General features: G+C 59.0%; 34 protein-coding genes. 15 read left to right on the forward strand and 19 right to left on the reverse strand.

The annotated features are described in order from the left end of the window. Nucleotides 1-5 precede the first annotated feature (5 nt). Nucleotides 6-455, reverse strand: a complete 450-nt coding sequence (locus tag V7650_RS08195) for a GFA family protein (RefSeq protein ID WP_335655743.1) — start codon at nt 453-455, stop codon at nt 6-8. On the opposite strand from V7650_RS08195, the gene V7650_RS08200 reads away from it, so the two are divergent. Both V7650_RS08200 and V7650_RS08205 read left to right on the forward strand, forming a co-directional pair. Beyond that, nucleotides 454-831 carry a DUF4160 domain-containing protein gene (locus V7650_RS08200; protein WP_335655744.1) on the forward strand — a complete coding sequence of 126 codons (378 nt, stop codon included), beginning with the start codon at nt 454-456 and terminating at the stop codon, nt 829-831. The genes V7650_RS08195 and V7650_RS08200 overlap by 2 nt on opposite strands. Continuing rightward, nucleotides 815-1,075, forward strand: coding sequence for a DUF2442 domain-containing protein (locus V7650_RS08205; RefSeq protein WP_335655745.1), 261 nt, complete (start codon nt 815-817; stop codon nt 1,073-1,075). Before V7650_RS08200 ends, V7650_RS08205 begins: the two co-directional genes overlap by 17 nt. A 243-nt stretch (nt 1,076-1,318) precedes the next feature. Here the strand turns inward: V7650_RS08205 and V7650_RS08210 are convergent, their stop codons facing one another. After that, nucleotides 1,319-1,750 carry an ester cyclase gene (locus V7650_RS08210; RefSeq protein WP_335655746.1) on the reverse strand — a complete coding sequence of 144 codons (432 nt, stop codon included), beginning with the start codon at nt 1,748-1,750 and terminating at the stop codon, nt 1,319-1,321. A gap of 458 nt (nt 1,751-2,208) precedes the next feature. On the opposite strand from V7650_RS08210, the gene V7650_RS08215 reads away from it, so the two are divergent. From V7650_RS08215 to V7650_RS08225, 3 genes are all read left to right on the forward strand, one after another. Continuing rightward, a complete protein-coding gene (locus V7650_RS08215) occupies nt 2,209-2,637 on the forward strand; it encodes a hypothetical protein (RefSeq protein WP_335655747.1) in 429 nt (142 codons plus the stop codon). Nucleotides 2,638-2,734: 97 nt separating this feature from the next. Further along, nucleotides 2,735-3,130 (forward strand): DUF6632 domain-containing protein, encoded by a 396-nt coding sequence (locus tag V7650_RS08220; protein ID WP_335655748.1) that lies wholly within the window; start codon nt 2,735-2,737, stop codon nt 3,128-3,130. Between the two features lie 29 nt (nt 3,131-3,159). Further along, nucleotides 3,160-3,504 (forward strand): DUF2834 domain-containing protein, encoded by a 345-nt coding sequence (locus tag V7650_RS08225; protein ID WP_335655749.1) that lies wholly within the window; start codon nt 3,160-3,162, stop codon nt 3,502-3,504. Between the two features lie 18 nt (nt 3,505-3,522). On the opposite strand, the gene V7650_RS08230 is transcribed toward V7650_RS08225, so the two are convergent. The 6 genes from V7650_RS08230 to V7650_RS08255 form a co-directional block, all read right to left on the reverse strand. Beyond that, entirely contained in the window at nt 3,523-3,951 is a 429-nt protein-coding gene (locus V7650_RS08230; protein ID WP_335655750.1) for a cupin domain-containing protein, read from the reverse strand. Then, nucleotides 3,948-4,379, reverse strand: coding sequence for a hypothetical protein (locus V7650_RS08235; RefSeq protein WP_335655751.1), 432 nt, complete (start codon nt 4,377-4,379; stop codon nt 3,948-3,950). The genes V7650_RS08230 and V7650_RS08235 overlap by 4 nt, the downstream gene beginning before the upstream one ends. Nucleotides 4,380-4,444: 65 nt before the next feature. Further along, on the reverse strand, nt 4,445-4,690 hold the full coding sequence (locus tag V7650_RS08240; RefSeq protein WP_335655752.1) for a hypothetical protein: 246 nt from the start codon (nt 4,688-4,690) through the stop codon (nt 4,445-4,447). Between the two features lie 129 nt (nt 4,691-4,819). Beyond that, nucleotides 4,820-6,268, reverse strand: a complete 1,449-nt coding sequence (locus V7650_RS08245; RefSeq protein WP_335655753.1) for a S41 family peptidase — start codon at nt 6,266-6,268, stop codon at nt 4,820-4,822. A gap of 188 nt (nt 6,269-6,456) precedes the next feature. Next, nucleotides 6,457-8,049, reverse strand: coding sequence for an isocitrate lyase (locus tag V7650_RS08250; protein ID WP_335655754.1), 1,593 nt, complete (start codon nt 8,047-8,049; stop codon nt 6,457-6,459). Between the two features lie 225 nt (nt 8,050-8,274). Then, on the reverse strand, nt 8,275-10,068 hold the full coding sequence (locus V7650_RS08255; RefSeq protein WP_335655755.1) for an SLC13 family permease: 1,794 nt from the start codon (nt 10,066-10,068) through the stop codon (nt 8,275-8,277). A 188-nt stretch (nt 10,069-10,256) separates the two neighbouring features. On the opposite strand from V7650_RS08255, the gene V7650_RS08260 reads away from it, so the two are divergent. After that, on the forward strand, nt 10,257-11,060 hold the full coding sequence (locus V7650_RS08260; RefSeq protein WP_335655756.1) for a lipid II flippase Amj family protein: 804 nt from the start codon (nt 10,257-10,259) through the stop codon (nt 11,058-11,060). A 29-nt stretch (nt 11,061-11,089) separates the two neighbouring features. Here V7650_RS08260 and V7650_RS08265 read toward each other — a convergent pair whose 3' ends face one another. The 4 genes from V7650_RS08265 to V7650_RS08280 form a co-directional block, all read right to left on the reverse strand. Next, on the reverse strand, nt 11,090-11,242 hold the full coding sequence (locus V7650_RS08265; protein WP_335655757.1) for a hypothetical protein: 153 nt from the start codon (nt 11,240-11,242) through the stop codon (nt 11,090-11,092). Between the two features lie 75 nt (nt 11,243-11,317). Continuing rightward, nucleotides 11,318-11,746 carry a DoxX family protein gene (locus tag V7650_RS08270; protein ID WP_335655758.1) on the reverse strand — a complete coding sequence of 143 codons (429 nt, stop codon included), beginning with the start codon at nt 11,744-11,746 and terminating at the stop codon, nt 11,318-11,320. After that, nucleotides 11,746-12,174 carry an ion channel gene (locus V7650_RS08275; RefSeq protein WP_335655759.1) on the reverse strand — a complete coding sequence of 143 codons (429 nt, stop codon included), beginning with the start codon at nt 12,172-12,174 and terminating at the stop codon, nt 11,746-11,748. Before V7650_RS08275 ends, V7650_RS08270 begins: the two co-directional genes overlap by 1 nt. Nucleotides 12,175-12,180: 6 nt before the next feature. Then, nucleotides 12,181-12,663 carry a hypothetical protein gene (locus V7650_RS08280; protein WP_335655760.1) on the reverse strand — a complete coding sequence of 161 codons (483 nt, stop codon included), beginning with the start codon at nt 12,661-12,663 and terminating at the stop codon, nt 12,181-12,183. A 398-nt stretch (nt 12,664-13,061) separates the two neighbouring features. Between V7650_RS08280 and V7650_RS08285 the strand changes: the two genes are divergently transcribed. Continuing rightward, nucleotides 13,062-13,268, forward strand: coding sequence for a cold-shock protein (locus tag V7650_RS08285; protein WP_089132154.1), 207 nt, complete (start codon nt 13,062-13,064; stop codon nt 13,266-13,268). A gap of 71 nt (nt 13,269-13,339) precedes the next feature. Here the strand turns inward: V7650_RS08285 and V7650_RS08290 are convergent, their stop codons facing one another. After that, nucleotides 13,340-14,488, reverse strand: a complete 1,149-nt coding sequence (locus tag V7650_RS08290) for a ribosomal protein uL16 3-hydroxylase (RefSeq protein WP_335655761.1) — start codon at nt 14,486-14,488, stop codon at nt 13,340-13,342. Between the two features lie 129 nt (nt 14,489-14,617). Here V7650_RS08290 and V7650_RS08295 point away from each other — a divergent pair, with 129 nt between their 5' ends. From V7650_RS08295 to V7650_RS08305, 3 genes are read left to right on the forward strand one after another with little or no spacing between them, the layout of a single operon-like run. Further along, nucleotides 14,618-15,163, forward strand: a complete 546-nt coding sequence (locus tag V7650_RS08295) for a pseudouridine synthase (RefSeq protein WP_335655762.1) — start codon at nt 14,618-14,620, stop codon at nt 15,161-15,163. Between the two features lie 60 nt (nt 15,164-15,223). Continuing rightward, on the forward strand, nt 15,224-16,195 hold the full coding sequence (locus V7650_RS08300; protein WP_335655763.1) for an alpha/beta fold hydrolase: 972 nt from the start codon (nt 15,224-15,226) through the stop codon (nt 16,193-16,195). After that, nucleotides 16,195-16,614: a hypothetical protein gene (locus V7650_RS08305; RefSeq protein ID WP_335655764.1), complete on the forward strand. Its 420-nt coding sequence runs from the start codon at nt 16,195-16,197 to the stop codon at nt 16,612-16,614. The genes V7650_RS08300 and V7650_RS08305 overlap by 1 nt, the downstream gene beginning before the upstream one ends. On the opposite strand, the gene ung is transcribed toward V7650_RS08305, so the two are convergent. Next, complete coding sequence (ung, locus tag V7650_RS08310; RefSeq protein ID WP_335655765.1) at nt 16,604-17,308, reverse strand: uracil-DNA glycosylase; 705 nt, start codon at nt 17,306-17,308, stop codon at nt 16,604-16,606. The two genes, V7650_RS08305 and ung, sit on opposite strands and share 11 nt — an antisense overlap. 132 nt (nt 17,309-17,440) lie before the next feature. Here ung and V7650_RS08315 point away from each other — a divergent pair, with 132 nt between their 5' ends. From V7650_RS08315 to V7650_RS08330, 4 genes are all read left to right on the forward strand, one after another. After that, nucleotides 17,441-18,574, forward strand: coding sequence for a beta-ketoacyl-ACP synthase III (locus tag V7650_RS08315; protein ID WP_335655766.1), 1,134 nt, complete (start codon nt 17,441-17,443; stop codon nt 18,572-18,574). Then, complete coding sequence (locus V7650_RS08320) at nt 18,567-19,367, forward strand: DUF72 domain-containing protein (protein WP_335655767.1); 801 nt, start codon at nt 18,567-18,569, stop codon at nt 19,365-19,367. Before V7650_RS08315 ends, V7650_RS08320 begins: the two co-directional genes overlap by 8 nt. 11 nt (nt 19,368-19,378) lie before the next feature. Beyond that, nucleotides 19,379-19,783, forward strand: coding sequence for a GFA family protein (locus V7650_RS08325; RefSeq protein ID WP_335655768.1), 405 nt, complete (start codon nt 19,379-19,381; stop codon nt 19,781-19,783). Between the two features lie 173 nt (nt 19,784-19,956). Beyond that, nucleotides 19,957-20,391: a hypothetical protein gene (locus V7650_RS08330; RefSeq protein ID WP_335655769.1), complete on the forward strand. Its 435-nt coding sequence runs from the start codon at nt 19,957-19,959 to the stop codon at nt 20,389-20,391. Between the two features lie 9 nt (nt 20,392-20,400). On the opposite strand, the gene V7650_RS08335 is transcribed toward V7650_RS08330, so the two are convergent. The 4 genes from V7650_RS08335 to V7650_RS08350 are packed head-to-tail and all read right to left on the reverse strand — an operon-like array spanning nt 20,401 to nt 22,721. Beyond that, nucleotides 20,401-20,802, reverse strand: coding sequence for a VOC family protein (locus tag V7650_RS08335; RefSeq protein ID WP_335655770.1), 402 nt, complete (start codon nt 20,800-20,802; stop codon nt 20,401-20,403). A 1-nt stretch (nt 20,803) separates the two neighbouring features. Continuing rightward, nucleotides 20,804-21,580 carry an enoyl-CoA hydratase gene (locus tag V7650_RS08340; RefSeq protein WP_335655771.1) on the reverse strand — a complete coding sequence of 259 codons (777 nt, stop codon included), beginning with the start codon at nt 21,578-21,580 and terminating at the stop codon, nt 20,804-20,806. Continuing rightward, nucleotides 21,580-22,410, reverse strand: a complete 831-nt coding sequence (locus tag V7650_RS08345; protein ID WP_335655772.1) for an SDR family NAD(P)-dependent oxidoreductase — start codon at nt 22,408-22,410, stop codon at nt 21,580-21,582. The genes V7650_RS08340 and V7650_RS08345 overlap by 1 nt, the downstream gene beginning before the upstream one ends. Beyond that, on the reverse strand, nt 22,410-22,721 hold the full coding sequence (locus tag V7650_RS08350; protein ID WP_335655773.1) for a DUF3297 family protein: 312 nt from the start codon (nt 22,719-22,721) through the stop codon (nt 22,410-22,412). Before V7650_RS08350 ends, V7650_RS08345 begins: the two co-directional genes overlap by 1 nt. 201 nt (nt 22,722-22,922) lie before the next feature. Here V7650_RS08350 and V7650_RS08355 point away from each other — a divergent pair, with 201 nt between their 5' ends. Next, a complete protein-coding gene (locus V7650_RS08355) occupies nt 22,923-23,759 on the forward strand; it encodes an outer membrane protein (RefSeq protein WP_335655774.1) in 837 nt (278 codons plus the stop codon). Nucleotides 23,760-23,831: 72 nt separating this feature from the next. On the opposite strand, the gene typA is transcribed toward V7650_RS08355, so the two are convergent. Then, nucleotides 23,832-25,649, reverse strand: coding sequence for a translational GTPase TypA (gene typA / locus V7650_RS08360; protein ID WP_335655775.1), 1,818 nt, complete (start codon nt 25,647-25,649; stop codon nt 23,832-23,834). Nucleotides 25,650-25,711: the final 62 nt, after the last annotated feature.

A 25,711-nucleotide genomic window follows, 5' to 3' on the forward strand; every position in this document is an offset into this window, starting at 1 on the left:
CGCCGTCACTCCGGCGGCGCGTCCCCGATCCTCGCGAACAGCTCCGCCCCGGTCAGCGTCTCGCTGTCCCCGGCAAAGGCGTAATAGCCGGGCTTCTCGTCGATAAACACCTGCCGTTTCAGGCGCAGGCCGGCATCCCTGTCGGTCGCATCGTCGAACAGCCCGGCGCAGACCATATGCTCGCCGCTGTCCTTCAGCCGGTAAAACAGATGCGAGCCGCAAGCCGAACAGAAGGCCCGCTCCGCCCATTCGGACGAGCTGTAGACGGTCATCTTCTCCGCCCCGCCGATCACCACGTCGGTTCCGCAATCAATCTCGACAAACGGCCCGCCACCCCAGCGCCGGCAGGTCCGGCAATGGCAGGCATCGACATGGCTGGCCGCCTGCGCGGCGGTGATGGTGATGGCGCCGCAGAGGCAGTGGCCCTGGCGGCGGGCTGGTGAGGGAGTGGTCATGGCGGGCCTCCTGCTGTCGGGATGGTGGCGGGGAGGGTATCAAAAGCCGATCGCTTTTGCATCGGGTAATATTAGGGTATTGGACGTGTCCGCAGCAGCTCCGGCAGATGCAGACACCAAGGTCGAACCTGTGGAGCAAACCATGCCGACCATATTACGGATCAGGGGCTATCGGTTCTATTTTTACAGTCACGAACCCAACGAGCCCCCGCATATTCATGTGGATAAAGACAGCTGCTCGCTAAAGGCATGGCTGGGGCCGGTGTCGCTGGCCCGCAATATCGGCTTCCGTCCGCGCGACATTAATGGCATATTGAAGTTGATTGAGGAAAACCGCACCGCGCTTTTGGAGGCATGGCATGAATATTTCAGCTAAAATCACCGACGAACGCGTCGCTGATGTGCGGTGCAGCGATGACAGCCTGATCGTCGATCTAATGGATGGCAGAACAATCTCCGTCCCGCTGGCGTGGTATCCCCGTCTGCACGGCGCAACGCCAGTTCAACGCAGCCACTGGAAAATAGCTGGCGGCGGCTATGGTATCCATTGGCCCGATATCGACGAGGATTTGAGCACGGAAGGCCTGCTCAGGGGAGGACCTGCGCCGAAGGTGGCTTGATTTTTGTTTATTTCGCAAAGTGTAACCATAATTTGCAATTTGTATAATTGTTGTTTGAGAGAATGAAAAATGCAAGCCAATGGGCTGCACTTGATTATAAAAGTGATCTGAAAAGCCCAGAAGAGGTTCGAAAATGGCGTAACGTTGTGTTGACCAGTTACGAGAAGGAACTTAAAAAAGAAAAAGCTGTCGTTTTTCAGTAAGTAACAAAAGAGCACAACTTCAACCGCGAGCCTTCCCCCCTCACAACCCCAACTCCTTGGCAATCAACCCCTCACTAAAATAAGCCCGCTCGCAAATTATCCGGTCCGTCCCCGGAGCAAACTCAAAACTAGCCGCCATCCGCACCCGAAAGGCTTTCCCGGTCGGCTCGACCACCGTCCCGCCGACGGTCAGCGGCCCCAGATGGGTGCCGGTCAGCCAGAATTCGACCAGCACCACATGCTCGCCCGCCGCGCCGATCGCGATCACTTCATTGGCCTGGTCGGGAAAGGGCGTGCGCGACTGTGCGAAATAGGCGCGCACCGCTTCCTCGCCGTCGAACACCGTGCCATTGCCGTAGAGCTCGTAGCGCGGATGTTCGAACGTATCGATCACCGCGTCCCATTCGTGGGTAATCTCCAGCGCCATATGCTCGCGCACCACCGTCAGCCGCCGCTCTTCCAGATCGCTCATCCCGTCTCTCCCCGTTTTTCCCGGCGCAATTGTCGCGCAGGTGAGGGGAGAAAGCAATCGGCATCAATGACTCGTCATCCTGAACTCGTTTCAGGACCTCGGGCGGCGCTTCCCAATCTCAAGGGATCCTGAACCAAGTTCAGGATGACGAATGTCCCGGCCAGTCCCGAGCCGGCGCATGTCATCGACCTGCCCAATGATGCGCCCTGAAATCCTCCCCGGCACGGGGAGGGGGACCGCGCGCAGCGTGGTGGAGGGGCGCGCGCCTGAACGCTGCGCCCGCCCCCCTTCGTCAGCCCCGCGGGCTGCCACCTCCCCCGCAAGCGGGGCGGATCCGTGCCGCCGGAGTCTTCCCCCGACAAAAAATCGCTTTCCTACACAGCCCGGTCTGTGGCCTAATCCCCGCCATGACGACTCCGCGCCCCGATCCCCGCAGCCACGCGGTCCAGGACCGCAGGATGTCCCGCATCCCCTCGTTCAGCCCGGTGCCGCTGCGCGCCCGCAAGGATGGCTGGACGCCGCTCCGGCAGGCGGAGTTTCTCGGCTGGCTCGCCGAAACCCGCTGCGTCGAGCGCGCCGCCGGCCGGGTCGGGATGAGCCGCGAAAGCGCCTACCGCCTGCGCCGCAAGCCGGGGGCGGAGGAGTTTGCCGCCGCCTGGGATGCGATCCTCGGCGCGCCGGGGACGGTGCGGCGAAAGGTCACACTCGACGGCCTGTTCCAGCGCATCAAATATGATCGCTACCGCCCGGTGCTGCGCAGCGGCCTCTATGTCGGCACCATCAGGAAACCCGACAATCGCGCGCTTTTGCGGGCTCTGGCCCGGCTCGACCGGCTGATTTCCGACGGGGGCGAGGAGGACCGGGGGGCGGAAGGTCACAGAAATTAAAAGCGCGCCTTTGTGTAAACTTCGCGGGCGAATTGCCATCGCGTTTTTTTCGGCCTAGCATATATTTTCTTGCGGGTCGCAACGCGGGAGACATGCCATGATCGGCCGCTATACTTTTCTGCAAGTTGCGTTGTTCCTGTTCGGAATCATTTTCTGCCTGATCTATCCGCTGGGCCTGGTCTGGCCGTCGGGCTGGGTCTGGCACGAAGGGCCGCCCGCCGCGTCGCAATATCTGATGATGATCGTCGGCGTCTATGCCACGCTTGGGGTCTTCCTGATCCGCGCCGCCGCGGATCCCGCCGCCCATCGCTCGCTGATCTGGTTCACCATCTGGTCGAGCATCGTCCACGCCGGGATCATGGCGGTGCAGTCGCTGCAGGCACCGCAGCATATCGGTCACATGCTGGGCGATGTCCCGGCGCTGCTGCTGGTCGCGCTGGTCCTGGGCCTGCTGATGCGCGGCGCTGGCCGGCGGACGGACACCGCCGGTTGAGCGATGCATGACAAGGGAGAAGCCTTTCGATGACGAATGAAATTTGGTTCAAAGGCGCGATTGTCGCCGCCGCCGCAATCTTCCTGCTGGTCTTCGCGCTGGTCGTGGTGCCGCCGCTGGTGGCGGAGCCCGACATTGCCGGTGCCTTCGCCGCCGGCTTTGTGAACCCCTATGCCAGCGGCTATTCGGCCGACGTGCTGGCCTGCTGGGTGATATTGGCGGCGTGGATCGCCTATGAGGCGAGGACGCTGGACATCCGGCACGGCTGGATCTGCGCGCTGCTCGGCATCATCCCCGGCGTCGCGGTCGGGCTGGCACTCTACCTGCTGCTGCGGATGCGGCAACTGAAAGGGCGGGGTGGCGGAGCGGCCTGAGCGGTCCGGCTTCTGCGTTCAGCCGCCCGGTTTCCAGTCCGGTGCGGCCAGCTCGAATCCGGCAAATTCGAAGCCGGGCGAGACGATGCAGCTGACCAGGGCCCAGCCCCGGTCGGCCTCGGCGGCCTGCCAGTGGCCGGTCGGGATCCGGTGCTGCGGCGCCTGGCCGCCGGCGATATCGGGACCGAGGCGGGTTTCGGCGACCTCGCCGGCGTCGCTGGCGGCGGTGCGCAGCCGCAGCGGGCTGCCGGCGTGCCAGAGCCAGATCTCGGTCGCGTCGACCCGGTGCCAGTGCGAGCGCTGGCCGGCGTCGAGCAGGAAATAGATCGCGGTGGCGCTGGCCCGTTCCCCCTCCGCCGCGGCGGCGCGCCAGGTCTCGCGGTACCAGCCGCCCTCGGGATGGGGCTGCAGGTCCAGCTCGGCGATGATCGTGCGGGCATCGTTCATGCCCGCACCGGCACCTCGTGGTTGCGGGTCACGGCCGCGACCCTGGCGACCAGCGCGTCGGCCTGGCGTTGCCATGCGGCGCTGGCGCCTTGCGGCAAGTCGTCGCCGGCGCGCTCGGCCATGGTGGCGATCACCAGCGCAAACCATGCGGCATAGTCGGCCGCGGAAAAGTCGGCGTAATTGTGATGGAGATCGATGAAATTGGTGACCGCATCATCAACCCACCACTCGCCCGCCGCCAGCCCGAGCATCGCCTCCAGCGTCTCCCGGGTCATCCGCTCGCGCGCTGCCTCGGGGTTGAGGAACACGGGGGCATATTGCGGGTGGTCGGCGATGAACCGGTCGAACAGCGCGGCGGCCATGCCCTCGTAGCGGTCGCCCAGCGCCACGAGGCTGGCTTCCATCAACGCGGCGTCGTGTCTGTCCATGGCCCCATCATAGCCATGGATGGGGCCGGCTTGTCAAACGGCTTTGCCGCAACGGGTCCGCCCGCCTATTCCATCGGTTCGGTAAAGCGGAAGAATTTGCGCAGCTCTGCTTCCAGCACGTCCATGCTGCCTTGCTGGGCGGAAGAAGAGCGCCGCGCCGCTTCCCGCGCCGACTGCACCGCGGGCAGGAGCAAGGCCACCTGGGGCTGGTTGCTTCCGGCGGACAGATTGGTCTGGCTCTGGGCCTGTGCGCCACTGGCGGCAAGGCCAAGGGCAAGAGCGAAGGCGGTGGTGATCAGGGTCTTGGTCATGGTCTGTCTCCTTGTTGGTTGATGGAGACATTATGGCGGGAATGGCCTCCCGCGATGGTGACGGACAGCACATCCCCGTGGAAAAATGATCAAGCCCATGAAAATTCGCAAATAAATTCGGTGCGATCGTCAAAAGCTGCCCGGAACCTCGCGCTGCGCCGGCGTTGGCTGCGCGGGCATCAGCAGTTCGCGGGGCTGGGTGATCGCGGTGCGCTGGCGGGCTGTCGCGCTGCCGCCGATCGGGGTGCAGGCCGCGCCCGCCAGAAAGCCGAGCGCCTGTGCGGTCGATGCCTCTCCGGGGTCGCCCAGCGGCAGGCTGATGTCATCCGGAGCCTGGCAGCTGTTGGCGAGGGAACTCGCCAGTCCGTTGAAATAATTGGCGTTGCAGGCGGCATTCTCTGTGGCAAAGGCAACGATCCGGATGCGGTCGTCGCAGTCCGCGCGGTCCTGTCCAATCTGGCCGACCGGCTTGCCGAAGCTGTCGCTGCCGATCAGCGCCATGTCGGCATCGAGATAGGGGATCATCGCGTTGATCACCAGTTCGCTGGCCGAGGCGGAGGCAGCGGTGGTGATGAAGGCGATACGGGTCGGTGCCACTGACTGCGGCTGCGCCTGGAAGTTGCGGGTGCTGTTGTTCGCCGCTAGGCTCGGGCGAAAACGGGTGACCGACTGCACCTCGCTGGCAAAGCGGTTGCGCCCCAGCAGGTCGGCGAACAATTCGGCGGTGCGCACCAGTCCGCCACCATTGTAGCGCAGGTCGATGACCAGCTCGGTTATGCCGGCGTTGCGGAATTGCAGAAAGGCGTCGCGCAGCTGCGGTTCGGCGCTGTCGATGAAGGTTCGCAGATTGACATAGCCGGTCGGGGTGCCGCCATTGTCGAGTATCTGAACGCCATAGCGCGGCGAGACGGGCTGGAGGGCAAAGTCGGCCTTGCTGACCGTCGTCGTGGTCTGGTTGCCGGCAGCGTCGCGGAAGCGCAGCACCCGGCTCGTGCCCGCGGTCGAGGGACCGAGCGCGCTGCTGACTGCGGCAGCTCCGCCCTCGGCAAACAGCGCGGTGACCGTCTGCAGATTGCCGCTACTGGTGCCGATCGCCAGGATTTCCGCCCCCCGGTCAATGCCGGCGGCAAGCGCAGGAGCGCCTTCGAATGCATCGAGCACGAAAACCCGCGACGAGGGGCTGTCATAGCTCAGGCGGATACCAAACCCGGCGGTCGCGCCGGAGGCAAGAAAGGCATTCTCCTCGGCGATCGAGGTGATGAAGGTGAAAAAGCGGTCGCGCCCCTGGCTTCTCGCCGTCGCGGTCAGCGCGTCGATATAGGCCTGCACCGATCCATAGGGTGCCGGGCTGAGGCTGGCTGGTAGCGTCTCGGGGAACAGGTAGAACTGGTTGATCTGCTCGAACGCCCAGTTCTGCCGGCTCTGCAGCGAGCAGGTCGTGCCGATCGGGGTAGGCGTGGGGGTGGGCGTGCCACCACCCGGCGGCAGGCTGACGACCGAATTGTCTCCGCCACCACCGCCGCAAGCCGACAGCATCGCAGCAAGCGCCAGGATCGAACCGGATTTCCGCAAAGCCATTGTCCCTCCTGCCGGAGCTGCCGATCACCTGATCGGCAGACGGTCCACCATCATCTCTGATGAGATTGGTGGCCATTGTCCACCAAGAAAAAATCCGCCGGCATTGCTGCCGACGGATAGTTTTTCCTCCCCAGGAAAACAGGTATACCGGGTGCCCCGAAGGGGCAGGGCACCCGATCTCTGATGGCTCAGCCGAACTGGTTCATCGTGTTGTGGGCGCCGCCGGCCTTCAGCGCCGCTTCGCCGGCAAAATATTCCTTGTGGTCATCGCCAATGTCACTGCCGGACATGTTCTGATGCTTGACGCAGGCGACACCCTCGCGAATTTCCTTGCGCTGCACGCCGAGGACATAGCCCAGCATGCCGGCGTCGCCGAAATATTCCTTGGCCAGATTGTCGGTCGACAGGGCTGCGGTGTGATAGGTGGGCAGCGTGATCAGGTGATGGAAAATACCGGCACGCTTCGCCCCATCGGCCTGGAAGGTGCGGATGCGCTTGTCGGCCGCTTCGCCCAGCTCTGTGTCATCATATTTCGCGTCCATCAGGCCAGCGCGGTCATATTCCGAAACATCGAGACCTTCAGCTGCCATCGCATCATAGACCTGCTGACGGAAGTTCAGCGTCCAGTTGAACGACGGCGAATTATTGTAGACCAGCTTGGCATTCGGAACGACTTCGCGGATCCTGTCCATCATGCCTGCAATCTGCTCGACATGAGGTTTCTCGGTTTCGATCCACAGAAGGTCGGCACCATTCTGCAGCGAGGTGATGCTGTCGAGAACGCAGCGGTCTTCGCCGGTGCCCGGACGGAACTGAAACAGGTTAGAAGGGAGCCGCTTGGGACGCAGCAGCTTGCCGTCGCGGTTGAGAATGACATCGCCATTCTTCGCTGTGGCGGGGTCGATTTCCTCGCAATCGAGGAAGCTGTTATACTGGTCGCCAAGATCGCCGGGTTCGTTCGAAACCGCGATCTGCTTGGTCAGGCCGGCGCCGAGGGAATCGGTGCGGGTGACGATGATGCCGTCTTCCACGCCGAGTTCGAGGAAGGCATAGCGGCAGGCGCGGATCTTAGCGAGGAAATCCTCGTGCGGAACGGTAACCTTGCCGTCCTGGTGGCCGCACTGCTTCTCGTCCGAGACCTGATTCTCGATCTGCAGGGCGCAGGCACCAGCCTCGATCATTTTCTTGGCCAGCAGATAGGTCGCTTCGGCATTGCCGAAACCGGCATCAATATCGGCGATAATCGGCACGACGTGGGTCTGGAAATTCTCGACCTTGTCCATCGCTGCCTTTTCTGCCGCGCTATCGCCGGCTTCACGGGCCGCATCAATGACGCGGAACAGCAGGTTCAGTTCGCGGGAGTCAGCTTGCCGCAGAAAGGTGTACAATTCTTCGATCAGTGCCGGAACCGAGGTTTTTTCGTGCATCGACTGGTCGGGCAGAGGCCCAAATTCGCTGCGCAGGGCTGCTACCATCCAGCCCGAAAGATAGAGATAGCGGCGCTTGGTATCGCCGAAATGCTTCTTGATCGATATCATTTTCTGCTGCGCAATAAAGCCGTGCCAGCACCCCAGCGACTGGGTATATTTGGAACTGTCGGCATCATAAGCGGCCATATCCTCGCGCATGATCGCGGCGGTATATTTGGCGATGTCGAGGCCGGTCTTGAACCGGTTCTGCAGCTGCATGCGAGCAACGGACTCGGCGTCGATACCGGTCCACTTACCATCCTTGCTTCGGATTATCTGGTCAGCGGAGCTTTTGAAATCTTGATAGGACATAATGTTCTTCCTTAAACTGGGGAGGCGGTTACAATTCTGCTGTCAAAATATTTTCAGCGTCTGACCGAGGGTTTGGCTGTTTTGGAGGAAATGAACCAGAGTTTATTGTAAATATTCTAGTCTCAGTGTCGGACATTCTTGACAACCGAATGTCATATTGTGAATATATTTACAAAAATAGGTGCCGCAAAACGAGCCGGGGCAAGCCAGTGTCTCGACTATCTTTTAAAGCGGCCAGATGATTGGAATGATAGCGATCGAAGTAATCGCGATCACCACGGTCAGAGGTAAACCGTAACGCGCGAAATCCAAAAAGCGATAGCCGCCGGCTCCGTAGACAAGGGTATTGGTCTGGTAGCCGATCGGCGTCAGAAAACTGGCGCTGGCTGCAAACATTACCGCGATCACGAACGGTCGGGGGTCAACCCCGAGCGAGAGCGCAAGCTGGATCGCGATGGGGGTGACCACGACAGCAACGGCATTGTTGGTTACCAGTTCCGTGAGCAGAAGGCTGAGGAGATAGATAGCGGCGAGCGCATAAATCGGTGCGACGCCCGACAGCCAAGGCGTTGCGGCGGCGACCAGCATCTCCACCAGACCCGCCTTCTCCAAGGCGGTGCCGATCGCCAGCATCGCGACGATCAAGCCGATGATGCGCCAGTCGACCGAAGCAAATGCCTCATCCGGCTCAATGCAACGCGTCACAAGCACTGCTGCCATTCCAAGCACCGCCAGTCCGGCGATCGGCATGATGTCAAAGGATGCTGCGATGACCACCGAGAGGATCACGGCGATTGCTATCGGTGCCTTGTGACGACGGAAGCCTCTGGTCTTCGGTTCGCTGACGTTCATCAGGTTTTCACCCGCTACCAGACGGCGGATACTGGCCTGCGGGCCTTCCAGCAACAGGCTGTCTCCCACCTGCAATTTGGTGCTGTCATATTGCTCGGACAAATTGCTTCCCCTGCGATGCATCGCGATCACATGGACACCATAGCGTTGGGGCAGGGCGGCTTCCTTCAGGCTTTGGCCAATCAGGTGGGAATCCGGCAGAAGCAATGTCTCGGCCAGCATGGACCGGTGTGACGAAACCGGGACAAACTGCTGATCATCACTGCTCTGCTTCAATGCCAGCTTTCCGCGCTCGCGAATTGTCATAACATCGGATTCGGTCGTGTGCATGACGAGCACATCGCCCTCCCTGATCACATATTGGTCGTGGGACTGACGGATCGAAACATCATTGCGCATCACATCTACGAGGCGGCGTCCACTGCTGCGAAAAAGATCGATCTGACTCGCAATCTGGCCGATATAGGGCGAGGTGCCGATGATGAATACAGACAGGGTGTATCGTTTTGCCTCACCTTCATCGAGCAAGGATGACATCGTATCCCGATCCGGCAGAAACCGCCGTGTAGCGGCCAGATAGGCAACGCCGACGAGGGCAATGACAACCCCCGCAGGGGCAATTTCAAAAATTGAAAAGCCGGCCAGGCCGTTCTTCTGCGCGACTCCGTCCACCAGGATATTGGTTGACGTGCCAATCAGGGTACAGGTGCCGCCCAGAATTGCTGCAAAGGATATGGGCATCAGTATTTTCGAAGGTCGCTCGCCGAGTTCCTTTGCCAGCGTTATTCCAATCGGAATCATCATCATGACCAGCGGCGTGTTGTTCGTGAACCCCGAGAGAGCGGCGATCGCAACCAGCAGCGAACCCGTCGCCAGCACCGGAGAGGCCTTGGCCAGTCCCGTAACCCTGAGAGCGAACGCATCCAGCGTTCCAGTACGCACGAGCGCGCCCGATATGATGAACATGGCTGCTATGGTAAGCGGCGCAGGATTGCTCATCGCCTCGAGAAGGTCGTCCGTCGTGATCAGGCCCAGCGCAAGCAACAGCCCCGCTGCGCCGATTGCGGTTACCTCCGGTGGCCGGATTTCCGTCGCAAAGGCGATCAGAAGCAGCAGCAATATGAGGGCGACCAAGGCAGGTGAATAAGGCGCAAGAACAGCAAGCATGAACGTTCCGATCAGGGTAGCGCGCGGTATCTAAGAATTCCCAATAATGTGCAGTATAATCCCGCGCCAGAGAGAAAGCGAAAAGCCCGACAAATTATTGTTTGGCTACCGTAAGTTTTCGTTCATGGGCGATCTTGCTTTGCGGCCGGCTCCGGACGCAATCCTGACGATTCGTATCGGAACGCATAATGGATCAGCAGCTTGTAATAATTTGCGCCTTGACCTTCTCGATCCACCTGATCGGGGCGCTGGCCTATTCGGCCCGCATCGCCGGCGTCCGGACGGGACGCATCGCCGTTTCGTTTGCCTTGTTCAACATTTTGGTACTGGTCTCCCGGCTTTCTAACAGTTTCTTGGGGCCGTTCCTCGCCAAGCGGATTGAAAACGGGCTTGCCGATGGCACCGGCGGGGGATTGCTGCTTGATTTTCGCCTTGTTTTGCTAGCTGCGACGGCGGCGACGATCGTTGGCGCATTGCTGATCCCCACGGTTCAGCGCTGGTTTAGCAGCGCGATCCTGCAGTTTCATGAGCATCGATCGATGCCTCGCCTGATCTGGCACGCCCTCACCAAGGGCGGCATTGGTTATGTGGGCAGAACTGCCACCGTTCCGAGGACGGTGCATCTAACCGACCTGCGCAAACCGCGCGGGGTGTCGATGACGATTATCATCCTGAATATCGTGGCCCAGGCGTTGCTCACGGTGGGCGTCGTCGGATCGTTGTACGCGGGTTACCTCAATCCTGAATACCGGGTCACAGCGTCGCAGCTGTCGGCGGTCATAAACGGATTTGCAACGATCCTGCTGTTCGTCGTGATCGATCCGCAACTGTCGGTGATGACGGACGACGTGGTTAGCGGCCGCGTCAGCCAGCCAATGTTTCGGCGAACAATCACCTGGTTGTCCTTGAGCCGGGTTGGAGGCACGCTGGTTGCGCAGGCCCTTCTTTTGCCATCCGCGCTACTGGTTGCCTATATAGCGGGGGCGGTTTGATGCCGCCGGTCCCGCGGTAGCGGCAAGCGCTAGCTCATTGCGGGGATGATCCAGACAAGCGACAATACGACGATGGCCAGTAGCAAGGAAACGGCCAGAACGATCCTGACATTGTGCGGACGTCGCGGCTTGTTGCTCGCCTCACGCTCGGTTACTTCAATTTCGTCGCCATGCTTTTCCATGTCCTACTCCTTTGATTCAAACAACTAATCGGAATCGCTCTAATCGTACATACCCGATTAAGGGCATGTTTACCGCTACTTTTTCCCGAAAGGCCATGTGATCACTCCGCCGGCGATCAACGCCCACCAGATGAAAACGGGCTGGAACGCCAGGCGCGGGGCGTGATATAGCCAACTCGCAGAGGTCCCGCCGATGGCGATATTGTTGACCGCATGGTTGATGTTCGCGGGGTAGACGCACAGCGCGTATAGCGCCAGCCCGATGCCTGCGCCGTAGCGGATTCCCGGAACCAGCTTCGGCGGGACCAACAAGCCAACGGCACCGATGATCTCTGCAACACCGGTGAAGAAGATCACCTCTTCGGGAAATGGTACCCAGTCAGGCGTGATAGCGAGAAACCCCGCCGGTGAGCGGATATGCGCAACACCGGCAATCAGGTAGATTGCCGCCAGAAGCCAGCGGAAAACGGTGCGTGTCCTGCCTTGTCCCTCTCTCTTCGGCACTATCTCGCCCGTCCCATGCGCGCAACCACGGTCACGAAAAAGGCCGTCGACCAACCGAGGAGGACAACGCCGTTCACGCCTTCAATCGCTGCCACCATGCGCCACGCTTCGGCGAAACCCTCGTCGTCATAGCCGGTCGTGGAATAGGTTATGGTCGAAAAATAGATTGCTTCATTGAGGTTCGGCATCGCCTCAAGCGCCAGAAAGACAAAGGCATATAGCCATATCTCAAGCCCGTGGAGTGCGATCAGGCCAAGCACGAGGGCAAGCGTTACGGCTATGCCGCGCAGCGACATGGGATGGACGTGCTCCGCCGCCTCCTCTCTCGCTTCAATCCTCAGAAACCGGCCCAGACCGTATATTCCGGCACCGTGAATGAACACGGTGAGCGCGACCATCAGCGCGCTTACGAACAGCTGCGCCAGCATTGCGGGTCAGTCGCCCCACGGAGGTGGCGGAACTGCGACCGGCTTGGACAGGTCAAATTCAACCCGGAAATGGCGTCCGTCTGCTGAAGTGGGCCGGCGCAGTTCGTAGGCAAATTGCGCGTTCGGCTGGCCCGGCGGCGAAATCTCGATGGCCCAAATATTGGCCACCGATTGCGCCAGGCCATTGGCGCGAAACGATGAAATCGATTCAGCGTCCGCTGGAAACTCCTGACGGTTCGCGCTGCCCGCGTTGCGGGTATCGCCGCCATAATTTGAAACAGAGTCGAGACTTCCGTCCTCGTGCCGGTGCCGGTGTTTCAGGCGAAGATTTTGACCGGTCCGGGATATGACCCAGGTCCGGGACCGGTTCCAGGCACCTTTTCCCTCAGCGATATGAAACGGAATGCGGATCTCGTCCGGATTGCAAGAGGCTACATGCATGATCATCGGCTTGCCCGCCATTTCGGCATCGGCGTCCTGATCGGACACCAAAATGCCAGCATAGGCCTTCCCGCAGAGCAACGTCAGCCGTTCAAAAAAAACATTCTGGGGAGATGGTTCCGGAACCGGTGCAGGAGCGGAATCGCACGCTGACAGCGATATGCAAAGAATAAGCGCGGCCGAACCGGTCTGTGCGAGTTTGTTCATCATGGCCAATGCTACACAATTTCTACCTGCCATGAAACCGCCCAAATACATATGTTTGCATATTGACGAATAGGCTGCTATAGACTGCAAAGCTAATAAATCGCGTTACGACGAAATCATGGTTTCGCAACCCCTAAGGTTCGCATACTCTTTTTCCCATTTCTCGAAGTTGGCCAATCCCGTCCGGTTCTGCATTTTGCATGATCGGGCATAATTAAGTTATGAATAGGAATAAGGCTATGCCTACAGGCACCGTTAAATTTTTCAACACCGACAAGGGCTATGGTTTCATCGCTCCTGAAGATGGTGGCGATGACAGCTTCGTGCACATCACGGCAGTTCAGGCTGCTGGCATGCAGACGCTGGAAAAAGAACAACGTCTTACATATGATGTTGAAACCGGAAATAATGGCAAGAAAGCCGCTGTGAACCTGCAGCAGGCTTAAGCCCCATATATATGGAAAGGGCGGGAGTGCTGCGGCGCTGCCGCCCTTTTTTTGTCTGGCAATGGGACGGCCTAATCCCAGTTGAACGAAAGATTGCCGAGGTTGTACAGTTCCGTGAGTAGCGTAACGACATGCTCCGCCTCTAGCCACGCCGGGCGAATATCAAGATCGGTATGAGCGCACAGCGCTTCTGCCAGATCCGTCGTTTCGTTTGAACAGTCGAATGCCTTGCCATCGACAAAGAGCAGCAACTCCTGCTTGCCCTTGCGGATGAAGGAGAAACGGCTCGCCGGATTACGAAGCAAGGCGTGGCCTGCTCCCAATAATCTAACCAGTTCCTCGTTCGCGATCAGATCCTCGGGCCGCCAGTCCGTTTCGGGATATCGCGGGGTGCTGCTATATTGGCCGAACCATCGTGCAAAGGTCTCCCGATCGGCCAATTGCTCGGTGACCATGGCATGGAGCTGGCCGATGGCGGTTGCGGATATTTCACCAGGGTTAGACTGAAACGAGAGATCGGGATCGCAATATCGGTCGCTGTCGGTGAGCTGGGGCAGCAGATCATCGCACCAACTGCCGATCAGTTCCTTTCGCGACGGTGAGCGAAAACCGATACTGTAGGTCATGCAGTCCTTGCCAACCGCAATTCCGTTATGGGCTATTCCGGGGGGGATATAGAGCATGTCGCCAGGTTCCAATATCCATTCATCCACCGGATCAAATTGGGCGAGCAGCAGCAAATCCTCGTGCGGACGCAAAGCGGTCTGATCATCGCACATGCCGCCGATCTGCCAGCGGCGCTGGCCGAGGCCTTGGACCAAGAAAACATCATAATGATCAAAATGCGGGCCGACCCCGCCGCCATCGCTCGCATAGCTGACCATCACGTCATCAATCCGCCAATTGGGGATGAACCGAAAGGGTGCGATCAGCGCCGCAACCTCCGCGACGTGCTGATCCACGGCCTGAACCAGCAGGGTCCACGGTGATTTACCCAATTCCCCGAAGCGAGTCTCGGGCAGAGGCCCGTGCTCGGCGTTCCAGTCATCGCTGGACTGTGTAATCAGGCGGGATTCCACATGATCCTCGCACGCGAGGCCGGCGAGTTCGTCGGGTGACAGGGGGTTGCGCCATGATTGCCAGGGGTTGCGGATCAGCAGGGGGCGCTTCTGCCAATAATCGCGGAGGAAGGCGGCAGTATCGAATGTTTGGAATTTCATGGACAGGCACTACACAATTTAACGCTCTACGGGTAGCTGTCAGCTACAGTTTTATCGCTGGCCGTATGAGCTTGGCCCCATGATGTTGCCGCGTTGCTCATTCCGACAATCGCTGCCAAAGGGGGAGGCATGGCAAGACTCATTCTCTTCAACAAACCCTATGGCGTATTGCCGCAATTCACCGATCGTGGCAGCGAAACGAAACGGGCAACGCTCTCGGATTTTATCGATCTGCCCGGGGTCTATCCGGCAGGAAGGCTGGACCGGGACAGTGAGGGACTGATGATGCTCACTGGGGACGGTAAATTGCAGGCGCGGATCGCCGACCCCAAGTACAAGATGCCGAAAACCTATCTGGTGCAGGTGGAAGGCGATATCGAGCCGGAAAGTCTCGGCTTGCTGCGGCAGGGCGTCGAACTGAAAGATGGCAGGACAAGGCCTGCCGAGGCTGAGCGCATTGCCGACCCGGACCTCTGGCCGCGCGACCCGCCGATCCGGGTGCGCCAGAGCGTTCCCGATTGCTGGATCAAGCTGACGATTAGCGAGGGCCGGAACAGGCAGGTGCGCCGGATGACCGCGGCAGTCGGTCATCCGACCCTTCGGCTGGTACGGTGGCGCATCGGCGACTGGTGCGTGGAAGGGTTGCAGCCGGGGGAATGGCGGGCGGAAAACTAATCCGTTTGGCGTTCTGCTGCTTTGGCGGTAGAAATAGGACATCCATGCAAAGGCCGCCCCATGAAAACGACGTTCCGCATCCTTCTGCTGCTGCTGGTGTTGCTGGGCACCGCCTTCCTGATTTTTCGAACACCCGACACCGATCGCACGGAAATGATCGCCAAATATGGCAATGAGGCATCGGAGTTTCTCGATGACGGCCATGGTGCGAGAATTCATTATCGCGACGAGGGAAACAAGAATGGACCGGCGCTACTTCTTGTCCACGGATCGAACAGCTCGCTTCACACATGGGGGCCGCTGGTTGCGCTGCTCGGGGACAAATATCGCCTGATTTCGCTCGACCTTTACGGGCACGGCCTGACCGGACCCAATCCGGAGGGACGCTATGATGCTGACAGCAATATAGCTGCCGCGGTTCGGGTGCTCGATGCGATAGACGTCGACAAGGCCTATTGGGTGGGAAACAGCATGGGTGGCTGGCTGACCTGGCGCGCCGGCTTGTCGGTGCCGGAGCGTGTTTCCGGGCTGGTGCTGATCGATGCGTCTGGCGCGCAGGTCGAACAGAAGGCAAAGCCCTATCTGGGCGCGAGACTGGCTCAGTCATGGATTGGGCAATTGCTGTTGCCAGAAATCACACCCCGCTTTCTGGTCAAATCCTCGCTGCAGGAAAGCGTGGCGCGGCCCGACTTGGTGACGGAAGAGCTGGTCGACCGTTACTGGGAATTGCTACGCTATCCCGGCAATCGTCAGGCCTCATTGGAACGGGCCAATACTCCGAGGGAGCCAGAAAAGTGGAGAGAGGTCGGCAAGCTGTCAATGCCGGTGCTGCTGCTCTGGGGCGAGCAGGACAAGATCATCCCGTTTTCCCATGCGCGTGCCTTTCAAGACGCCATCCCGGGCAGCCAGCTGACTAGCTATGCCAATGCCGGTCATCTGCCGATGGAGGAGACACCTGCCCAGGTCGCGCGAGATATCGCAAGCTGGATTGAAAAGGTAACCGCAGAGGGCTCCGGATCGAACCCGGGTTGATGTCAGATTTCCGCGCCCCCAATATGGCTGACAGACCAGATCGCCTGATCATGGTTTACAACGCAAATGCGGGTTGGACTTCGGCGCTTTTGGACGCGGCGCACAAGCTGGTCCGTCCCGAGACGTACCAATGTAGTCTTTGCATGATCAGCTACGGCGCGGTGTTGATGCGCCGACCATGGCGGGAATATCTGCGCAGCTTGCCTATGCAAACAGATTTCTACCATCGGCAGGATTTTGCGGATGCTTATCCGGCGCGCTGTTTTCCGGCTGTGAAAGGGTTGGACCTGCCGGCGATTCTGATAGAAACCGGATCAGAATTACACTTGCTTTTAAACAGTGAAAACCTGGACCGTCTTTCCGATGTCGATTCCCTGATCGCGGCGGTCGATCAGGCGCTCGATCGATTCAGGACGTGAATTCCGGCAAGCTCCAGTCGATCGGGCAGAGGCCGTTCTTTTCCAGAAATGCATTTGCCTTGCTGAAATGGCGGCATCCAAAAAATCCCTTATAGGCAGATAGTGGAGACGGGTGAGGAGCCTTCAGCACCAGGTGGTGCCCGCCTTGCTCGACGCTTTTGACATAAGCCGCTTTCTTCTGCGCATAGCTGCCCCACAGCATGAACACGACCGGCTCCGCTTTTGCAGCGATCAGCCGGACTATCGCGTCGGTGAACTGCTCCCACCCCTTTCCGCGATGGGAGGCGGCGCTGGCCATCTCCACCGTCAGCACGCTGTTGAGCAGCAACACTCCCTGTGTTGCCCAATGTTCCAGAAAACCGTGCGCGGGGCGGGTCAGACCAAGATCGCTCTCCAGTTCCTTGTAGATATTGACCAGCGACGGCGGCGGTCGGACCCCGGGTTGCACGCTGAAACACAGGCCGTGCGCCTGTCCGGGGCCGTGATAGGGATCCTGTCCCAGGATCACCACGCGCACCCGGTCGAGCGGAGTCAGGTCAAGCGCCCGAAAATATTCCGTACCCTTAGGGTAAATCTGTTTGCCCGCCGCCTTCTCCTGCAGCAGGAACTCGCGCAAGACGGTCATGTAATCGCTGTCAAATTCGCCCGCCAAGGGCTTTTTCCAGCTGTCGTCAAGTTGCACCCGATGATTCATCTCGTTTGCATAGCAAGCCGCAATTCATAGGCAAAGTATGATCAACCCTGCTTGCCAGTTTAGCTGCAGGAGATTACCATTCGGGGGAAGCGCCACCAGAAAGCGCACCCGCAGAAGGAACAGCATCTTCCCATGACCGACAGCCATATTCCCGTGATTTCCGCAACCGGCCTGTTCACGCCAAGCGACAGCATCAGCAATGAAGAACTGGTCGCCAGCTTCAACGCCTATGTTGATCTCTCCAATCGCGAGAATGCCGAAGCGATTGCGGCCGGTGAAGCGGAGGCGCTTTCGCACAGTTCGGTGGAATTTATCGAAAAGGCATCGGGGATCAAGTCCCGCTTTGTCCTGTCCAAGGAGCCGATTCTAAATCCGGAAATCATGTGCCCGCGGCTGCCCGAACGACCGAACGACGAAATTTCCATCCTTGCAGAAATTGGCGTGAAGGCCGCTCTGCAGGCGCTGGAGCGGGCAGGCCGCAAGCCGCAGGATGTGGATGTTGTACTCTGCGCCTGCTCAAATCTGCAGCGCGCCTATCCGGCGATCGCGGTCGAGATACAGGATGCGCTGGGAATGGCGGACGGCTTCGGCTTCGACATGAACGTCGCCTGCTCCTCCGCGACCTTCGGCATCCAGACGGCTGCCGATTATATCCGGTCGGGAAGCGCCCGGTCGGTGCTGGTGATTAACCCGGAAATCTGTTCCGGCCATCTCAACTGGCGGGACCGCGACAGCCACTTCATCTTCGGTGATGTGGCTACTGCAATCCTGATCGAGGCGAAGGACATGGCGCCGGCCCAGCATTGGGAAATTGTCGGAACGAAGCTGAAGACCCAGTTCTCCAACAATATTCGCAACAATTTCGGTTTCCTCAATCGCACGCATCCGGAGAGCCGGGACGACAAGGACAAGTTGTTCGTGCAGGAAGGGCGCAAGGTTTTCAAGGAAGTGGTGCCAATGGTGGCGAACCTGATCAAGGACCAGATGGACCGCCTCGATATCAAGGCGTCCGCGCTGCGCCGTCTCTGGCTACATCAGGCCAATGCGGGAATGAACCGCCTGATCGCGCAGCGGGTGTTAGGGCACGAAGCAAATGACGACGAAAGTCCGACCGTACTCGACACTTATGCCAACACTTCGTCGGCGGGTTCGATCATTGCGTTCCACAAGCATAGCGACGATCTGGCGGAAGGTGAAATTGGCCTGATCTGCTCTTTCGGTGCTGGCTATTCTGCCGGTACGGTGTTTGTCCGAAAGCATGGCTGAGCACCTTATCCGTTGCGGCATCGGGGGCTGGACCTTCGCGCCCTGGCGGGGGACCTTCTACCCCAAGGGATTGCGCCAGGCCGATGAGCTCAAATATGCCGGCGAACATCTTGGGGCGATCGAGATCAATGGCACCTATTACGGCACGCAGAAACCCGAGAGTTTTGCGAAATGGCGGGAGGCGGTTCCGGAAAGCTTCCAATTTTCGGTAAAGGCCTCCCGCTACTGCACCAACCGGAAGGATTTGCGCGAAGCCGGCGAGAGTATTGAGAAGTTCACTGGCCAGGGTTTGATTGAACTGGGGGACAAGCTGGGACCCCTCTTGTGGCAGTTTATGCCGACCAAGCGATTCGATCCGGCAGAGTTCGAGGGCTTCTTCAAGATGCTGCCCGAAACACTCGAGGGCATGGCGCTGCGCCATGCGGTCGAGGTACGGCACGAGAGTTTTCTTTGCCCCGAGTTTGTTGATCTGGCGCGAAAATTTAACGCTGCCGTGGTCTGCAGCCACAGCGACAAATATCCACAGATGTACGACCAGACTGCAGATTTCTCCTATGCCCGGCTGACGTGTTCAAGGGAAGATATCGAAACCGGCTATTCCGACAGTGAACTGGATGCGTGGGCGGAGAGGGCCAAGAACTGGCGCGACTGCAAATCGTCCGATGACCGTGACTATATCTCGTCACCTGTTCCGCTTGTCTCCGGCCGTGATGTCTATATGTTTGTCATCAGCGGTGCGAAGATCCGAGCGCCGGCGGCAGCTCAGGAGCTGATGGAGAGAATTAGAACCTAGGGATATTGGATATGACGATGACCGGTCAGTGCCTGTGCGGCGCAGTAAGCTATGAAGTCGAGGGCGACCTGCAGATGTGCGGCGTCTGCCATTGCAAGAACTGTCAGCGACAGGCGGGCAGCGCCTATTCCGTTCTGTTCGCGATCGCGGATGATCAGATCACCATCACCGGCGACTTGACGACATATGAAGACCATTCCGACAGCGGCAATGTCGTGCACCGGCATTTCTGCGGCACCTGCGGCTCGCCCGTCAAGACCTCGCTGCCGACCCAGCCGGGCCAGACCTATATCAAGGCAGGGACCTTGGACGATACAAGCGTATTACATCCACAAATCCATTTCTGGACGGGCAGCAAGCAGCCCTGGGTGACAATCGACGCCAATGTGGCGCAGATGGAAGGGAATCCGGGGTGAGGACAGGGTTGCTATTAGCTTTTGCGCTGGCCCTGAGTGCCTGTTCGTCAGAGGAACGGGAGCCCGCACCTTCCAAACAAGCTGCTTCGACCGATCAGCCATCCCGTGATCAGCCGGTCGCGCCCGCTGCGACAGAGATTGTTGTTGCGCTGGACGGCGAGGGGCTCCGATTTGTGAACGCCGAAACAGGCAGCACCAGTCTGCTCGCCTTCGGAGCCGAACGGTCAAGGACCGAAGACGCGATCGCCGCGCAACTCGGCAAGCCCGACGAGCGGTCATCGAACGAAGAATGTGGCGCGGGTCCGATGGACTTCACAAACTACGGCAATCTGGGAGTCAACTTTCAGGATGACCGCTTTGTAGGCTGGTTCCTGCGCGAGGGAGACAAGCGCTTTGCGCTCACCACGATGAGCGGCATAGGAATCGGCACGACGCGGAGCGAAATGGCCGAATCCGTCGTTTTCGATATCTACGAGGAGAGCACCATCGGCACCGAATTTAACACCGGTGGCGACGAGCCGGGCGGATTTTCCGGCTTGTTCGACAGCAACGCGCCCGACGCCGTGGTCACTGACCTTTGGGCCGGTACGAACTGCATTTTCCGCTGACCGCCGACGCTATTCGCCGCGAAAGTTGAGTTCGAGAAGCACACCATTGGGCTCACTGAAAAACAGCTGCTTGAGTTCGATCGAGGGAATATCGTTCAGCCGATAATCGATGGCGTGCGTCTCCAGGCGCTCGATAAATGCCCGGTGATCGCTGCAGTCCAGCGCCACGTGATGGATGGCCCCGGTCATCGGTCCGGAGATGGTTTCCCGGCGAAAGGCCTGTTGCATTTCTCTGGAATTGATATGAAATATCGCGCGCCCGCTGTCATCATACAGCCACTGGACATGCTCCGGCGGCAACGGTTCTGGCCCGTTTCGGACATCCAGATCAAACAGGTCGACGAAGAACCGGGTGGTACCGGCAAGATCGTCGGTGATGATGTTCACATGATCCAGAGCGTTGAGTTTCATCCTATCCCTTCAGCTTGCGGCCGCGCTCGATAATGGCAAGTCGCCGACTCTCCACGTCATCCATCGATACCCGGGCGTTGTAGGGCAGGGAAATTTCGTTTTCATAGGCCATCCCGTCTGCAAGATTGCGGTCAAAGCCCGTCATGATGAGATCCTTGTAGACCTTGAGGAAATCGCGGTCGATGGTCGTCATGTCATGGGCCAGAGCCCGGGCTGCCGACATCAGTTGGCCGGGTTCATAAACATGGTTGACGAGGCCCCAGTCACAGGCGGTCTGCGCATCCAGAAACTGGCCGGTGAAGCTCAGCTCGCAGGCCCGGGATAGGCCGATAAACCGGGACAGCTTCTGCGACAACCCCCAGCCCGGCGTTATCCCGACGCGCGCATGGGTATCGGCGAACCTGGCATTGGTTGATGCGATGCGGATATCACAAGCAAGCGCCAGTTCAAATCCGCCGGTGATCGCTACCCCGTTTATCGCGCCGATGACCGGGATCGGCATTTCGCTCAAGGCAAAGACTGGATTTGTAACGGCATCGCGGTCATTGGCCGGTCCCAGGCCGGATTCTCCGAGCTCCTTGAGATCGAGACCGGCCGTGAAGGCCCGGTCTCCGGCACCGGTGACGATCAGGGCGTGGATAGTTTCGTCATCGGCGACATGCTGACAGGCCGAGCACAGCTCGATGCGCAAGGCTCTGGACAGCGCATTCATCGCCTCCGGCCGATTGAGCGTGATCGTCGCAATACCGTCACCCTTGTCGAGCAGTACCAGCGCCATCAGTCATCATCTCCGGCTTCGTATTTTTCGGCGATTTGCGCGCCCATGGCGCTGGTCATCGCAAAACATTGCTCCGGATCGCTCTGGCGCAATTTGGCGATCGCCATTTCCGGTCCCTCAGCGATGATCAGCTCCGGCACATTGTCGGCAACGGCCTCGAGAATCTGGTGTGCGCATTCCGCGGGTTCCATGCCGTTGTCGATCACGGCGTCCGACTTGCCCCGGCTGTCACCATCTTTGGTCAAGGCATTGCGTGAGACGTTTGTCCTGATCGAGCCTGGAAGGATGTTGGTGACATGAATATTGTGGAGCTGCTCCGTCTCGGCGCGCAGGGCATCCATATATCCAATCAGGCCGTGCTTGGCAGCGCAATAAGCGGTGCGCAGCGGCACGCCAACGCGTCCGGCAACCGAACTGATTCCGACAATATGACCGCCGCCCGCCGCGATCATGTGCGGCAGCAGCAACTGGGTCAGCCAGATCGGCGCCAGCAGATCCACGTTGATGATCCGGTGGTGTACATCGGGATGGGTGTCGAGAGCCAGACTGCGCTGGCTGATGCCGGCATTGTTGACCAGAATGTCAACCTTGCCTTTCCACCGGCGCGCGGTCTCGATCGTGGCCGGAAGGGCATCATAGTCGGTGGTTTCGAACGGCAGTACCAGACTGTCTGTCTCGAGGTCTGCGGCCACTTGTTCCAGTGCATCGGTACGCCGCCCCGACAGGATGATATGCGCGCCCGAAGCCGCAAAGGCCTTTGCCAAGGCTTCGCCAATCCCTGAGGAGGCGCCGGTTATCCAGACAATCTTGCCTCGAAAGCTTCCTGTCATCAGCCTGCCCTGCTATGTTTCGGGGCATCATCGCCCAGATCTTCAAACCAGGCCTCCACTTCGCCATTGAGCTTGATCAGCAGCGGATTGCCCTTGCGATCCATGGTCTTGCCGGCCTGGACTTTAACCCAGCCTTCGGAGATCGAATATTCCTCGATATTGTGCTTCTGGGTGCCACGAAAGTTGATGCCGATACCACGTGTCAGCAAATCGCCGCCATAATGCGGACTGCGCGGATTGATGGCGAGGCGGTCGGGGGGGATGTCAGCGGGAGATTTGGCTGCTGCAGGCGTTTCTGGTGTATCGGTCATGGAAATTGTCTCTCGAAGATAGGAATTGCTGGTTCCTTGCCACAACCCATTTGATATTCCAAGTCGTGCTGGCTGGTCGGCTGTCGGACATATGTGCCTTTTATACCACAACGCGCTATATTCGTGGAAGGGATGGAACCGGACTTCCTCTCGTTCGCTTGTTGAGTTCTACATTTGTAATGACCCAAGGAGTGAACGACTATGTCTCCCACAAAATTTACACTGGCAGCAGCGACAATGCTGGCTTCGCTCAATGCCGTGCCAGCCTCCGCACAAGAAGTCGAGAACACAGAATTTGACGGCTTTTATGTCGGTGGTTCGTTTGGTTTGGGCGCTCAGTCCAATGACGTCAACGAGGGCGTTGTGTTCGATACCGACCGCAACGGTGATTTTGACAACGGCGTTTCCACGGTAACCGGAGCGAATGCCTTTTCCCCCGGTTTCTGCAATGGTGCGGCCAAGGGTAATGCTCCTGTCGCTGGCTGCAACAATGACAAGGATGATATCGACTATTACATTCGCGCCGGAGCCGACAAGCAATATGGCAATATCGTGGTCGGCTTTCTTGTCGATGCCGGTCGCAGCGAATCAACTGACAGCGTAACCGCATTCAGCACTACGCCTGCATCCTATACATTTACCCGTCAGCTCGACTATGCCCTCGGCGCACGTGGCCGCGTCGGCTATACCCCGGGCGGTGTCCTGTTTTATGCAACGGGCGGTGTTTCCTACGCCAAGATCAAGAATAGCTTTACCACCACAAACGGTGCGAACAGCTTCACGGACAATGGCAAAACAGAGAGTTTCGGCTGGAGTGCCGGTGGTGGTGCTGAAGCGAAAATCACCAACAACATCTCGATGGGTCTGGAATATCTCTACACCCGTTACAATGATGACGATTATGTCGTAAATGTTGGCCCCGGCTCAGCCGGACCGACCAATCCGTTTCTCCTGGTATCTGGTGGAACCGACATGAAACGCACGGACCCGGATTTCGACATGCACAGCATCCGCTTGACGGCAGCCCTGCGCTTCTAGTCTTTGCGTAACACCTGCAAATAAAAAAAAGGCGGCCGATAGGCCGCCTTTTTTATTGCTTGTTGGGCGGGCCTAAGCCGCGGCTGCTTGGCGTGATGCCTTCTTGCGATCATTGGGATCCAGATAGCGTTTGCGCAAGCGGATATTCTTTGGCGTGACTTCGACCAGTTCATCATTGTCGATATAGGCAATCGCCTGTTCCAGCGTCATCACCTTGGGCGTGGTCAAACGGATCGCGTCTTCCTTGCCCGAGACCCGGAAGTTGGTCAGTGCCTTGGATTTCATCGGATTTACGTCAAGATCACCCGGTTTCGCATTTTCTCCGATGATCATGCCTTCATAGACCGGTGTCTGCGCGCCGATGAATAACACGCCGCGTTCCTCGAGCATGTTCAGGGCATAGGCGGCGGTGTTGCCGGTACCGTTGGATACCAGAACGCCGACCGGACGGCCTTCGATGACGCCCTTGTAGTCGTCATATTTTTCGAACAGACGGTTCATCAGACCGGTGCCGCGCGTGTCGGACAGGAATTCGCCATGATAGCCGATCAGGCCGCGTGACGGCGCGGAGAAGGTCAGGCGGGTCTTGCCGGCACCGGAAGGCCGCTGCTCGGTCAGTTCGGCCTTGCGGCGCTGCATCTTGGAAACAACCGTGCTGGAGTATTCCTCATCAACGTCGATCACGACCGTCTCGTATGGTTCCTGCCGCTTGCCGCCTTCTTCGCGATAGAGAACGCGGGGACGGGAGATGCCAAGCTCAAAGCCTTCGCGCCGCATCGTTTCGATCAGCACGCCCAACTGCAGTTCGCCGCGACCAGCAACGTCAAAGCTGTCCTTGTCATCGCTCTCCGTGACCTTGATGGCGACGTTCGATTCGGCCTCGCGAAACAGGCGCTCGCGGATCACGCGGCTGGTGACCTTGTCGCCTTCGCGACCGGCTACCGGGCTGTCATTGACGGCAAAGCGCATCGAAAGCGTTGGCGGGTCAATCGGCTGTGCGGCGATCGGCTCTTTCACCGAAACATCGCATATCGTGTTGGACACGGTCGCCTTTGTCAGGCCAGCGAGAGAGATAATGTCACCCGCCTTCGCGCTTTCAACGGGAACGCGTTCGAGGCCGTTGAAAGCCATGATCTTGGTGGCGCGGCCGGCTTCGACAACATTGCCGTCCATGTCGATGGCGTGGATCGGCATGTTGATATCGATCTTTCCGCTTTCGACCTTGCCGGTCAGGATACGGCCGACAAAATTGTCGCGGTCGAGCAGGGTGACGAGAAACTTGAATTCCGCATCCGGATCGACGTCCGGTTCCGGCACATGTTCAATGATCTTGTCGAACAGCGGAGACAGATCGCCGTCGCGCACTTCCGGCGTATCGCCGGCATAGCCGTTGCGACCGCTGGCGAAGAGCGAGGGGAAATCAAGCTGTTCATCATTGGCATCGAGGTTGACAAAGAGGTCGAACACTTCGTCGAGCACTTCTTCCGCGCGGCCATCGGGACGGTCGATCTTGTTCACGACAACGATCGGTTTCAATCCGAGAGCCAGCGCCTTGCCGGTTACGAATTTCGTTTGCGGCATCGCGCCTTCAGCGCTGTCGACGAGCAGGATAACGCCGTCGACCATCGACAGGATGCGTTCCACTTCGCCACCAAAGTCGGCATGGCCCGGGGTATCAACGATATTGATCCGCGTGCCCTTCCAATCGACGCTAGTGCACTTGGCAAGAATCGTGATGCCGCGCTCTTTTTCCAGATCGTTCGAATCCATCGCCCGCTCCTCCACGCGCTCGTTGTCGCGAAATGTACCGGACTGGCGGAAAAGCTGGTCGACGAGAGTGGTTTTGCCGTGATCAACGTGCGCAATGATTGCAATATTGCGAAGGGACATATCAAATTCTACCGTAAGAAGAGGAAAGGGCGGTTATAAACATCGCCCCAAGTTGCCGCGCC

This window comes from Parasphingorhabdus sp. (assembly GCF_036964565.1).
GTDB lineage: Bacteria > Pseudomonadota > Alphaproteobacteria > Sphingomonadales > Sphingomonadaceae > Parasphingorhabdus.

Coding starts and splice junctions, on each gene's coding strand:
- V7650_RS08200 (WP_335655744.1), top strand. CDS start 454: ATGGCGGGCCTCCTGCTGTCGGGATGGTGGCGGGGAGGGTATCAAAAG.
- V7650_RS08195 (WP_335655743.1), bottom strand. CDS start 455: ATGACCACTCCCTCACCAGCCCGCCGCCAGGGCCACTGCCTCTGCGGC.
- V7650_RS08205 (WP_335655745.1), top strand. CDS start 815: ATGAATATTTCAGCTAAAATCACCGACGAACGCGTCGCTGATGTGCGG.
- V7650_RS08210 (WP_335655746.1), bottom strand. CDS start 1,750: ATGAGCGATCTGGAAGAGCGGCGGCTGACGGTGGTGCGCGAGCATATG.
- V7650_RS08215 (WP_335655747.1), top strand. CDS start 2,209: ATGTCCCGCATCCCCTCGTTCAGCCCGGTGCCGCTGCGCGCCCGCAAG.
- V7650_RS08220 (WP_335655748.1), top strand. CDS start 2,735: ATGATCGGCCGCTATACTTTTCTGCAAGTTGCGTTGTTCCTGTTCGGA.
- V7650_RS08225 (WP_335655749.1), top strand. CDS start 3,160: ATGACGAATGAAATTTGGTTCAAAGGCGCGATTGTCGCCGCCGCCGCA.
- V7650_RS08230 (WP_335655750.1), bottom strand. CDS start 3,951: ATGAACGATGCCCGCACGATCATCGCCGAGCTGGACCTGCAGCCCCAT.
- V7650_RS08235 (WP_335655751.1), bottom strand. CDS start 4,379: ATGGACAGACACGACGCCGCGTTGATGGAAGCCAGCCTCGTGGCGCTG.
- V7650_RS08240 (WP_335655752.1), bottom strand. CDS start 4,690: ATGACCAAGACCCTGATCACCACCGCCTTCGCTCTTGCCCTTGGCCTT.
- V7650_RS08245 (WP_335655753.1), bottom strand. CDS start 6,268: ATGGCTTTGCGGAAATCCGGTTCGATCCTGGCGCTTGCTGCGATGCTG.
- V7650_RS08250 (WP_335655754.1), bottom strand. CDS start 8,049: ATGTCCTATCAAGATTTCAAAAGCTCCGCTGACCAGATAATCCGAAGC.
- V7650_RS08255 (WP_335655755.1), bottom strand. CDS start 10,068: ATGCTTGCTGTTCTTGCGCCTTATTCACCTGCCTTGGTCGCCCTCATA.
- V7650_RS08260 (WP_335655756.1), top strand. CDS start 10,257: ATGGATCAGCAGCTTGTAATAATTTGCGCCTTGACCTTCTCGATCCAC.
- V7650_RS08265 (WP_335655757.1), bottom strand. CDS start 11,242: ATGGAAAAGCATGGCGACGAAATTGAAGTAACCGAGCGTGAGGCGAGC.
- V7650_RS08275 (WP_335655759.1), bottom strand. CDS start 12,174: ATGCTGGCGCAGCTGTTCGTAAGCGCGCTGATGGTCGCGCTCACCGTG.
- V7650_RS08285 (WP_089132154.1), top strand. CDS start 13,062: ATGCCTACAGGCACCGTTAAATTTTTCAACACCGACAAGGGCTATGGT.
- V7650_RS08290 (WP_335655761.1), bottom strand. CDS start 14,488: ATGAAATTCCAAACATTCGATACTGCCGCCTTCCTCCGCGATTATTGG.
- V7650_RS08295 (WP_335655762.1), top strand. CDS start 14,618: ATGGCAAGACTCATTCTCTTCAACAAACCCTATGGCGTATTGCCGCAA.
- V7650_RS08300 (WP_335655763.1), top strand. CDS start 15,224: ATGAAAACGACGTTCCGCATCCTTCTGCTGCTGCTGGTGTTGCTGGGC.
- V7650_RS08305 (WP_335655764.1), top strand. CDS start 16,195: ATGTCAGATTTCCGCGCCCCCAATATGGCTGACAGACCAGATCGCCTG.
- ung (WP_335655765.1), bottom strand. CDS start 17,308: ATGAATCATCGGGTGCAACTTGACGACAGCTGGAAAAAGCCCTTGGCG.
- V7650_RS08315 (WP_335655766.1), top strand. CDS start 17,441: ATGACCGACAGCCATATTCCCGTGATTTCCGCAACCGGCCTGTTCACG.
- V7650_RS08320 (WP_335655767.1), top strand. CDS start 18,567: ATGGCTGAGCACCTTATCCGTTGCGGCATCGGGGGCTGGACCTTCGCG.
- V7650_RS08325 (WP_335655768.1), top strand. CDS start 19,379: ATGACGATGACCGGTCAGTGCCTGTGCGGCGCAGTAAGCTATGAAGTC.
- V7650_RS08335 (WP_335655770.1), bottom strand. CDS start 20,802: ATGAAACTCAACGCTCTGGATCATGTGAACATCATCACCGACGATCTT.
- V7650_RS08340 (WP_335655771.1), bottom strand. CDS start 21,580: ATGGCGCTGGTACTGCTCGACAAGGGTGACGGTATTGCGACGATCACG.
- V7650_RS08345 (WP_335655772.1), bottom strand. CDS start 22,410: ATGACAGGAAGCTTTCGAGGCAAGATTGTCTGGATAACCGGCGCCTCC.
- V7650_RS08350 (WP_335655773.1), bottom strand. CDS start 22,721: ATGACCGATACACCAGAAACGCCTGCAGCAGCCAAATCTCCCGCTGAC.
- V7650_RS08355 (WP_335655774.1), top strand. CDS start 22,923: ATGTCTCCCACAAAATTTACACTGGCAGCAGCGACAATGCTGGCTTCG.
- typA (WP_335655775.1), bottom strand. CDS start 25,649: ATGTCCCTTCGCAATATTGCAATCATTGCGCACGTTGATCACGGCAAA.